Raw genomic sequence first — 782 nt, forward strand, 5'->3', positions numbered from 1 at the left:
CCTTGTCAAAGAAGTGAGCCTTGTTAACATCGAAGCCCATTCTTACCACATCTCCCGGCTTATGATAGTCACGAGCGTTAACGATGGCTACAAATTCAGTGCCGTCAACTTTTTGGTAAAGCTGAATTGTTGAACCTAAAAGCTCAGAAACAACAACTTGTGATTTCACAACGTCATTCGGCCAAGTTTCCAAGAAGGCTTCTTCTGAGTGGATGTCTTCTGGACGAATGCCAAAGACAACATCCTTGTCCGCATAGCCCTTTTCTTCAAGAATCTTTGCCTTGCCTTCTGGAACCTCGATGTCAAGACCCTTGCCATCTGAAATTCTTTGGTCCTTGTAGTGAACGTTGAAGAAGTTCATTTGCGGTGAACCAATGAATCCGGCTACGAATTGATTGACTGGGTGGTTGTATACCTCCAGCGGCGTGCCGATCTGTTCTACCTTGCCGACTGACATAACGACAACTCTGTCGGCCAAAGTCATGGCTTCAGTCTGGTCGTGCGTTACATAGATGGTGGTGGTGCCAAGTCTTTGGTGCAGCTTGGCAATTTCAGCACGCATGGACACACGAAGCTTGGCATCCAGGTTTGACAGTGGCTCGTCCATCAGGAAGATCGGCGCATCACGCACGATCGCACGTCCTAAGGCTACACGCTGACGCTGACCACCTGAAAGGGCTGCCGGCTTCTTGTCAAGATAGTCGTTCAAGCCCAGGATGTCGGCTGCGTGGTGAACACGCTTGTCGATGTCTTCCTTCTTGTAGTGGCGCAGCTTCAAGCTG

At 49.5% G+C, this 782-nt stretch carries 1 protein-coding gene; it reads right to left on the minus strand.

Annotated elements, in window-relative coordinates:
• A partial coding sequence (locus HMPREF0493_RS06825; protein WP_006352587.1) for an ABC transporter ATP-binding protein occupies positions 1–782 on the minus strand: 782 nt, incomplete at both ends.

Source organism: Lactobacillus amylolyticus DSM 11664 (assembly GCF_000178475.1).
Lineage (GTDB): Bacteria > Bacillota > Bacilli > Lactobacillales > Lactobacillaceae > Lactobacillus > Lactobacillus amylolyticus.